Origin of the sequence: Halomonas sp. DQ26W (assembly GCF_003339685.1) — a bacterium.
Lineage (GTDB): Bacteria > Pseudomonadota > Gammaproteobacteria > Pseudomonadales > Halomonadaceae > Halomonas.
In genome coordinates this window covers 81,397-90,250 of record NZ_QPKI01000016.1, presented here as the reverse complement: position 1 = coordinate 90,250, position 8,854 = coordinate 81,397, and the positions used below count along the sequence as shown (strand labels likewise).

Below are 8,854 nucleotides of genomic sequence, written 5' to 3'. Positions count from 1 at the left end.
TTCGCAGAAGGGGTTCATGGCCATCTTGACGTTGGTGAGGTCGACGTCCGTGTGGTCCGCCTTGACGCGGATCTTGACGTTGTAGTCGATGACGCGTTTGACCGCGACGAGTACTTTCATGTGTGCTCTCCCGATACATTCCGCTAGCTCAACTAAAGCTTATGTGTTGCCTAGCTTATGTGTTGCCTAGCTTATGTGTTGCCTAGCTTATGTGTTGCCTAGCGCTATTCTGCTAGGCGGAATTGTATTTCACTTTTTATTCAGGCAACGATAAAAAAATGCATCCTCAAGGTCAAGCCCTATCCATCAGACCAAGCTCACCAGGAGATGAACAGGAACCAGCCGGAAAGCAGCGGAATGCAGGCCAGCAAGAAGCGCGCATTCCAACGGTAGCCAATGCACGTCGAAGCAACACCGGTAAAGCGCGACAGGATCAGCATCGAGGCTGTCATCGGCGATGACATCAATGCCAGCGCCCAGCCCACCATCAGCGAGGCACCGACCAGCGCCGGCGAAAGCCCCTCGATGGGCAGTGAGGGTAGTAGGCCAACAAGCAGCGTCACGGTAACGATGGGATTGATCCCTACCTGGGCTAGCCCTACCACTACCAACATCGCCAGCACCGCGTTGGCCGCCCCAAGGGGCTCGATAAGGCCCTGCAGAGGCCCCAGGCTTGCTACCGGAACCAGTGCCACGCAGAGATGGCCGAGATAGCCCGCCGCCCCCAGGACAACCACTTCGTTGCCTATGGGTGCCACAAGCCATGGTAACTGTCGCCGCAGGCTTGCCAGCGCCGCCGGTAAACCCCACATGCCGAGCCGGCGCCGTTGACAAGCAAGCCAACCAAGCGCACCAAGCGGCGCACCTACCAAGGCAGCAATCGGAAGTCGCACGTCGAACACCCAGGAGAGCAGGAACACCAGCGAGACGATACTCAGCAGCAGCAAGCAGAACTGCCCTAATGGTGCCAGCGAAGGCACCGGATGCTTGACACCACCTGCGGCAGGATGCGGGCCGGTCAGGTGATCGACGGCCCACCCCACCAGAAAGATAACCAATGCCGCGCCGATCACGTAGGGCGCCAGATCGATCCATCGCAGTTCATGCAGATTCGAGAGTACGACAGCCACGCCAATCCCCATGGGTGAAATCAGCGGTGCCAATGAAAACCCACGCAGAAGCGCCAACATCATCCGTCGCTGGCGCGCCTGTTGTACCCAGGCACGCCCCTGAGCCGCCGCCAGGGTGTTGCTCTTCTCGATCATGCCGGCAAACAGGTTGAGCACGCCAATGTTGAGGATGATACCAAACAGGGCAGAGCCCGCAGAAAGGATGGGGTAGCGCCGCCCGGGTGGTTGCAGCAGCATGGCCTCGCCACAACGCCTCACCAGCCGCGAACGGTAGGCAGGCAGACGCAAGAGGCTGAGTGCCAAGACAAAGGTGGCAAAGAAGGCGAAACGACCAGCCGCTTCGAACAGCAGTCGCCACGGCGCCTCGGCGAGCCACAGAGCAACCACGGTTAAGATGCCGGCTGCGAGCAACAGCCCGCGCGCCATAGGCGAAAGCCTGCCGCGCAGCGTAACCAGGTAGGTTATCAATGCGAGGACGCCGACAGCCTGCATTATCGTGCTGCCAATAACGAGGTGGCTCAAAGTGGTCAGCGTGACCACTATCAGCAGGGCGGCGCGCAGACGCGCCGACGTCACTCGGGTATGCCCTCCAATGACTCGCTGCCGCTACGGCGCCGGAACGCGCCCTCGGCGATGGCCAACAGCTCGCCGTTGGCGCCAGTGACCTCACCGTTGGACATGTAGACCTTGCGTCCACCGCCGCGCACCCTGCCGGTGGCTCGCAACATGCCGGTAGTGGCAGGGCCCACGAAGGTAGTTGTCAGCGATAGCGTCATGCCGCGGCGCACTCGCCCAGGAGCCTCGCAGTAGAGCCCGGCAAGACTCAAGGCACTGTCCAGCATCGAGGTGAGCACCCCGCCATGGACGATGCCGCTGCGATTGAGATGGGTATTGTCGGCCACCAACTCGACCACGGCGAGCCCATCCGACCATTCCACCACACGCATGCCGAGCAGTTCGTGGTAGCCCATCAACGCTGTTTGGCCGGCTTCGCTCATATCGCACCCTCCTGGCCGGCCATGTCGCGCAGGCGACCTTTGAGAATCTTGCCGCTAGCGGTAGCCGGCAGTGTGTCCATCATGATCAAGCGCGTGGGCCGCTTGTAAGGTGCCAACCGCGGGCCGATGAAATCGCGCAGCTCCGCCTCGCTGAGTGTGGTGCCGGGTTCGCACTGGACGAAGGCGACGACTTCTTCGTTGCCCTCCACCTGGCGCCCCACCACGGCCGACAGGGTCACGTCCGGATGCTCGTTGATCACTGCCTCCACATCGGGTGGATAGATATTGAAGCCGGAGCGAATAATCAGCTCCTTGCTGCGACCGACGATGTAAAGTTGATCGTCCTCGTCAAAACGAGCGATATCACCGGTATTGAGCCAACCGTCCTCGGTGAGGCAAGCACGAGTGGCAGCGGGTTGGCGAAAATAGCCCTTCATCACGTTCGGGCCACGCACCCATAGCTCACCGGCACCTGTGTGATCGGGCTCATCCTCACCGCTATCGCCCAGCGGCTCCAGGCGATATTCCAGCAGTGGCAGCACGCGACCCACGGTATTGTTGTCGAATTGGTCGTTGATGCGGGTCTGGCTGATCGTCGGGCTCGCCTCAGTGAGGCCGTAGCCATTGTGCAGCGTCAAGTCGAACAGCTCCTGGACCCGACCCTTAAGGTCGCCATCAAGTGGAGACCCGCCAGCGGATATATAACGCAGCTCGGGAGCCTCCAACGCACGCTCTTCTCGACGCAGAAACTCCAGCGTACGCGCGAACATGGCCGGTACCCCCTGCAATACGGTGATGCGCTCATGCACCAGTGCCGCGAGCATGGTGGCGGCGTCGAAACGTGGCACGGTATATAGGCAGGCGCCGTTATAGAGCGACCCCATGCAGACTGACGACAGGCCGAATACGTGGGACATCGGTAGCACGCCATAGACACGCTCGCCTTGGCAGAGATGACGCATACCCCCCGAGAGCGTGGCAATGAACAGGATACCCCGATGGGTCAGCATCACACCCTTGGGCGTACCAGTGGTACCCGAGGTGTAAATCATCGCTGCGACCTGGTCGGCACCGCCTGCGGCGACAGGCTCCGGCTTGACCTCGGCCTGAGGGGAGAGCATCAACTGACCCAGGGTGGAGTGCTCATAGGTCTCGGCACCATGGCGCACGCCGTGGGCCTCGGCTTCCGGTGAGGACTCGCTGGTGTAGAAGATCCGTCGTGGCTGGCAGTTGTCGCGGATCGCGTCGATTTCCTGGTCCGAGAGGCGCGAGTTGACAATGGCCACCCAGACATCACGCTCGCTGGCCGCCAAGAGCAGCACCACCAGCGCTCGGCAATTCTCGCTCACCGTCATGATGCGGTCGCCCGGGCGAACGCCCAGTGAATCGAGCCATTCGGCAGTGGCATGAATCTCGCGGCCCAGCTCTGCGTAGCTCCAGCGAACCTCGCCATCTACCACTGCCGGCTCATCGGCAAGCCGTTCGGCGTTTTCCAGTACGCGAGTACTCAGCCGCTCAGGCAGCTCGGCCACCAAGTCGCTTGCCTTACGACCGAATATCGCCTCGTCGGGTGCCTGGCCAGTCACCGGGAGGCTCATCAGCTCACCTCCCGCACCATGTTGCGCGCAATCACCACCTGCTGAATTTGGGTGGTGCCCTCGTAGATACGGAAAAGGCGCACATCACGGTAGAAGCGCTCCACCGCATACTCGGCCATATAGCCGGCACCACCGTGCACCTGCACCGCCCGATCGGCCACGCGGCCGACCATCTCGGCGCAGAACAGCTTGCAGCAGGAGGCCAGCGTCGATACGTTCTCTCCCGCGTCCTTGCGCCGCGCGGCGTCTAGCACCATGGTACGACCGGCGTAGGCTTCGGTCTTGCTGTCAGCGAGCATTGCCTGAATCAGCTGGTGTTCGGCCAGCGGTACGCCGAACTGCTTGCGCTCGATGGCATAGTTCAGCGACTCCTCGACCAGTCGCTCGGCCACGCCAACGCACACCGCCGAGATGTGCAGCCGGCCACGATCGAGCACCTTCATGGCGGTCTTGAAGCCTTTTCCCTCTTCGCCGCCAATGATGTTCTCGGCCGGCACCCGGCAGTCCTCGAAAATGATATCGCAGGTGTGGGCACCCTTCTGACCCATCTTCTTGTCCGATGGACCGCGCTTGAGTCCCGGCGCATTGCCATCGACGATGAAGGCAGTAATTCCGCCCGCCCCCTTGTTGCTCGGATCGGTACGAGCCATCACGGTAAAGACATCGGCTTCAGGGCCGTTGGTAATGTAGCGTTTGGTGCCATTGAGCACGTAGTGGTCGCCGTCACGAACCGCTGTCGTGCGCAGGCTGGCAGCGTCTGAACCGGAGTCCGGCTCGGTGAGGCAGAAAGAACTGAGCAGCTCGCCGGTGGCCAGGCGAGGCACATACTTCACCTTTTGCTCCGGCGTTCCATCGATCAGGATGCCCTGGGCGCCGATGCCGTTGTTGGTACCAAATACCGAGCGAAAGGCCGGAGACGTCTTGCCGATTTCCATCGCCACCAGCGCCTCCTCCTCCATGGTCAGGCCCAGGCCGCCGTACTCTTCCGGGATCGACAGGCCAAATAGCCCCATCTCCTTCATTTCTTCGAGCAGCTCGGGTGGCACGGCATCTTCCTCGGCCAGCCGCGCCTCATTGGGAATCAGGCGCTCGCGAACGAAGCGTGAAATAGTATCGATCAGCTGATCGAGCAGTTCGGGGTCGCGAATCATGGCATGTCCTCACGAAGAAAAATGGCAGCGGGTCTGGACGAGCTACCCTTGAACTCACCGGGCTCAGCTGTCCTTGTTTCGCCAAGCAGAACGAAAGACCGCACTTGGTTGTCAGGCACTCTTGCATAGCCTAGGATAGCAGTCAATAAACGAAACGTAGTTCCGCAAAGCGAAATCACAAACATGATTCGAGAGGACGACACTATGTCGAAAGGAATGTCGAAAGAGATGTCGAGCGACACTCCGCACCCTCCCTTCCTGACATTGGGTATCGTCGGCACAGGGGCCATGGGCCGCGGCATCGCCCAGATCGCCGCCCAAGCCGGACTAACTGTTTACCTACATGACTTGCGAGAAGGCGCCGTCGAAGAGGCGCTCGTGTACATCGGTGGCATGTGGGAAAGAGGCGTACAGAAGCAACGCTTGAGCGAAACCGACGCCGAACGCTATCTCGCTTGCCTCAAGGAGGCCCCGACCCTTGCCGACCTGGCCGGCTGCGATATCGTCGTCGAAGCCATCGTCGAGACGCTGGAAGCCAAGCAATCCTTGTTTACCGAGCTCGAGGAAATTCTCGGCGCGCACGCGGTGCTGGCCACCAATACCTCATCGCTCTCGGTGACCGCCATTGCCTCATCCTGCCGTCGACCTGAGCGCGTGATCGGCTTCCACTTCTTCAACCCCGTGCCGTTGATGAAGGTTGTCGAGGTGATCCCGGGGCTGCGCACTGCAGACGACGTGGCCGACAAAGTCGATGCGCTAGGCAAGGCCATGGGTCATTTCACGGCTCGTGCCACCGATACCCCAGGTTTTCTGGTCAACCATGCCGGGCGAGCCTTCGGCACCGAGGCACTGCGTATCCTCGGTGAGAGCGTAACCGATCATGCCACCATCGATCGAATCCTGGTCGACCAGGGCGGCTTTCGCATGGGCCCGTTCTCGCTGCTCGACCTCACCGGGCTTGATGTCTCCCATGCAGTGATGGAGTCGATCTACCACCAGTACTACGAGGAACCGCGCTTTCGTCCCTCTCCGCTGACACGCCAGCGTTTGACCGCCGGCCTGCTGGGTCGCAAGAGCGGCGAGGGCTTCTACCGTTACGCCGACGGCAAACCCCAAATAGCCGAGGAGCCGCCACTGCCCGACGCCGAGTCGCGCCCGGTATGGATCGGCGCCGAAGATGGTGACACCCGAGAGCATCTCGCCGAACTGGTGAACAGCGCGGGCTGGACACTAGAGAGCGGCAAGACACCTTCTGAGGAAGCGCTTTGTCTGCTCGCTCCGCTGGGCGAGGATGCCACTGCCTGCGTCCTGCGCCTGGGACTGCCGGCAGACCACTGTGTAGCCGTGGATATGCTGGCCGGCCTCGACAAGCGCCGCAGCCTTATGATCACCCCGGCGACTCGCGCAGACTATCGAGCAGCCGCCATGACCCTGCTCGGTCACGATGGCACACCGGTCAGCGCCTTCAACGACAGCAACGGCTTCGTGCTCCAGCGTGTGGTGGCTTGCATCGTCAACGTCGGCTGCGAGATTGCCCAGCAGGGCGTGGCCGAGCCAGAGACCATCGACCGAGCCGTTGAACTCGGCCTCGGTTATCCTCACGGCCCCTTGGCCATGGGAGACCACTACGGCAGCCGCCGAATACTCGTCATCCTCGACAACATACTGGCCGCCACCGGCGACCCCCGCTACCGGGCCAGCCCCTGGCTGCGTCGTCGCGCCACCCTCGGCCTGCCGCTGACAGCGGCTTGATGTCCCCAAGGAGCTTCCCCATGCAACACGCTTATATCTTCGATGGCCTTCGCACCCCTTTCGGTCGCCACGGCGGCGGCCTCGCCGCAGTGCGCCCAGACGATCTCCTCGGCCACGTGCTGAAGGCTCTGGTCGAGCGCAACGCCTTCGCCGCCGATGCCTATGAAGAGGTTCTGGCCGGCTGTACCAACCAGGCCGGCGAGGACTCGCGCAACGTGGCCCGCCATGCGAGCCTGCTGGCCGGGCTGCCTGTCGAGGTAGCGGCCCAGACAGTCAACCGCCTGTGCGGTAGTGGCCTCGCCGCAGTGATCGATGCCGCCCGCGCCACACGCCTCGTCGAAGGGGAGCTGTTTCTCGCCGGTGGCGTTGAGTCGATGTCCCGCGCGCCCTATGTGCTGGGCAAGGCCGATTCACCCTTCGCCCGTAATCAACCGATGTACGACACCGTAATCGGCTCGCGCTTTCCCAACCCGTGGATCGCCCGTGAGCATGGCAGCCACAGCATGCCCGAAACCGCTGACAACGTAGCTGGCGATCTCGACATCGGCCGAGAGGCAAGCGACGCCTTCGCGGCTCGCTCGCAGGCGCGCTACGCCGAGGCTCAGGCCAGTGGCTTCTACGACGATGAGCTGCTCGCCGTGGAGGTACCTCAGGGACGCAAGCAGCCACCTCTACTGGTGGATAGAGACGAACACCCGCGACCGGGCACCGATGCCGACAAGCTGGCCCGGCTTGGCCCTCTGTTCGAGGGCGGCGTTGTCACCGCCGGCAACGCCTCCGGCCTCAACGACGGCGCCGCCGCATTGATCGTTGGTAGTCTTGGCGCCGGCGAGCGGGCTGGAATCGCTCCGCGGGCACGCATCGTTGCCAGCGCCGTAGCGGGCGTGCCGCCGCGAGTGATGGGACTGGGGCCGGTTCCGGCCAGCCGCAAGGCACTGGAGCGGGCCGGCTTGACGCTCGATCAGATGGACGTGATCGAGATCAACGAGGCGTTCGCTGTCCAGGTTCTCGGTTGCGTCAAGCAGCTTGGCCTCGACCCCGGCGACAGCCGTCTGAACGCCAACGGCGGCGCCATCGCCATCGGCCATCCACTCGGTGCTTCCGGCGCTCGCCTGGCGCTGACGGCATTGCGCCAACTGGAGGCCACAGGGGGGCGTTATGCCCTCGTCACCATGTGCATCGGCGTCGGGCAGGGAATCGCCTGTATCATCGAGCGCATGGATACCTGATCATCCAAGCTGCCCCGGGCAAGTGCCGCAACGGACCCCGCCCTGGGCAATATGCGATACTCCGCGAAACCATCTCGCCACGGGGACCCCCCATGAACAAACCAGCCCCTCTGGATGAAGAACAGGTCCACCCAGCCAAGGACCGCAACTTCGTCACCGCCCTGGCCCGCGGGCTCGAGCTGCTGCGTGCCTTCGGCGCTGGGGAGGAGTACCTCGGCAATGCCGAGCTTTCCAGCCGTACCGGCATTCCGCGGCCGACGGTCTCGCGTTTGACCTATACGCTGACCCAACTCGGCTACCTGAAGCACAACACCCGGCTGGAGAAGTATCGACTCGGCCCGGGCATTCTCGCATTGGGATATCGCTTCCTGGCGAACCAGGGAATACGCGAGATCGCTCGCCCCTTCATGCAGCAGCTCGCCGAAGCCACAGACTGCAATGTTAGCCTGGGCGCCTCTGACAAGACTTCCATGGTGTACATCGAAAGCTGCCACGGCAGCGGCCCACTAATCATGCGCCTCGACGTGGGTTCACGCTTGCCGTTGGCAACCACGGCCATCGGTCGTGCCTGGCTTTGTGGTATACCCTCGGATCGTCGCAATGCCGTGCTGGCCGAGCTTGCCGAGGCACATGGCAGCGCATGGCCAGCATTGGAAGCCGGCTTCAAGCGCAGCCAGGAGGATTACCAACGCTACGGTTTCTGCCTCTCGGAAGGTGACTGGCAGTCGCAGATCAGCGCGGTGGCCACACCGCTGATCCTGGAGGATGGCGCAGAGGTAATGGCAATCAACTGCGGGGGCGCCTCGCACCGCCTAAGCCATCAGGTCATGGTCGAGAACCTGGGGCCACGACTGAAGCAGTTGGCAAAGCAGATACTGGGTGAACTGCAACACGGTGGCTGAAGCCTCCCTGCCAGTACCCTTTCGTGAGCGCCTGCCACGCCAATCGAATTGCGGTTCTGGTCTGGGTGAACTGTCACGCCCTGCAGCATAAGGG

7 protein-coding genes and 1 pseudogene are annotated in these 8,854 nt (G+C 62.4%); 3 read left to right on the top strand and 5 right to left on the bottom strand.

The features are described from left to right. From DU490_RS10275 to DU490_RS10255, 5 genes and pseudogenes are all read right to left on the bottom strand, one after another. Nucleotides 1-120 (bottom strand): annotated as a pseudogene (locus DU490_RS10275) (electron transfer flavoprotein subunit beta/FixA family protein); the annotation flags it as partial. Between the two features lie 197 nt (nt 121-317). Next, a complete protein-coding gene (locus DU490_RS10270; protein ID WP_114574202.1) occupies nt 318-1,706 on the bottom strand; it encodes a hypothetical protein in 1,389 nt (462 codons plus the stop codon). Further along, on the bottom strand, nt 1,703-2,128 hold the full coding sequence (locus DU490_RS10265) for a PaaI family thioesterase (protein ID WP_114574201.1): 426 nt from the start codon (nt 2,126-2,128) through the stop codon (nt 1,703-1,705). Before DU490_RS10265 ends, DU490_RS10270 begins: the two co-directional genes overlap by 4 nt. Then, a complete protein-coding gene (locus tag DU490_RS10260) occupies nt 2,125-3,726 on the bottom strand; it encodes a class I adenylate-forming enzyme family protein (RefSeq protein WP_114574200.1) in 1,602 nt (533 codons plus the stop codon). Before DU490_RS10260 ends, DU490_RS10265 begins: the two co-directional genes overlap by 4 nt. Further along, complete coding sequence (locus DU490_RS10255) at nt 3,726-4,877, bottom strand: acyl-CoA dehydrogenase family protein (protein WP_114574199.1); 1,152 nt, start codon at nt 4,875-4,877, stop codon at nt 3,726-3,728. The genes DU490_RS10260 and DU490_RS10255 overlap by 1 nt, the downstream gene beginning before the upstream one ends. Before the next feature lie 228 nt (nt 4,878-5,105). Here DU490_RS10255 and DU490_RS10250 point away from each other — a divergent pair, with 228 nt between their 5' ends. The 3 genes from DU490_RS10250 to DU490_RS10240 all read left to right on the top strand — a co-directional run bounded on the left by DU490_RS10250 (nt 5,106) and on the right by DU490_RS10240 (nt 8,760). Then, a complete protein-coding gene (locus DU490_RS10250) occupies nt 5,106-6,629 on the top strand; it encodes a 3-hydroxyacyl-CoA dehydrogenase (protein ID WP_114574198.1) in 1,524 nt (507 codons plus the stop codon). Between the two features lie 20 nt (nt 6,630-6,649). Beyond that, the gene (locus tag DU490_RS10245) at nt 6,650-7,858 is read left to right on the top strand and encodes a 3-oxoadipyl-CoA thiolase (protein ID WP_114574197.1); all 1,209 of its coding nucleotides are present in this window, start codon (nt 6,650-6,652) and stop codon (nt 7,856-7,858) included. Between the two features lie 92 nt (nt 7,859-7,950). Next, the gene (locus DU490_RS10240; RefSeq protein ID WP_114574196.1) at nt 7,951-8,760 is read left to right on the top strand and encodes an IclR family transcriptional regulator; all 810 of its coding nucleotides are present in this window, start codon (nt 7,951-7,953) and stop codon (nt 8,758-8,760) included. The last annotated feature ends 94 nt before the right edge of the window (nt 8,761-8,854 follow it).

Excerpts from the sequence above, each read along its gene's own strand:
- DU490_RS10265 (WP_114574201.1), bottom strand. The coding sequence starts at position 2,128 with ATGAGCGAAGCCGGCCAAACAGCGTTGATGGGCTACCACGAACTGCTC.
- DU490_RS10260 (WP_114574200.1), bottom strand. The coding sequence starts at position 3,726 with ATGAGCCTCCCGGTGACTGGCCAGGCACCCGACGAGGCGATATTCGGT.
- DU490_RS10255 (WP_114574199.1), bottom strand. The coding sequence starts at position 4,877 with ATGATTCGCGACCCCGAACTGCTCGATCAGCTGATCGATACTATTTCA.
- DU490_RS10250 (WP_114574198.1), top strand. The coding sequence starts at position 5,106 with ATGTCGAGCGACACTCCGCACCCTCCCTTCCTGACATTGGGTATCGTC.
- DU490_RS10245 (WP_114574197.1), top strand. The coding sequence starts at position 6,650 with ATGCAACACGCTTATATCTTCGATGGCCTTCGCACCCCTTTCGGTCGC.
- DU490_RS10240 (WP_114574196.1), top strand. The coding sequence starts at position 7,951 with ATGAACAAACCAGCCCCTCTGGATGAAGAACAGGTCCACCCAGCCAAG.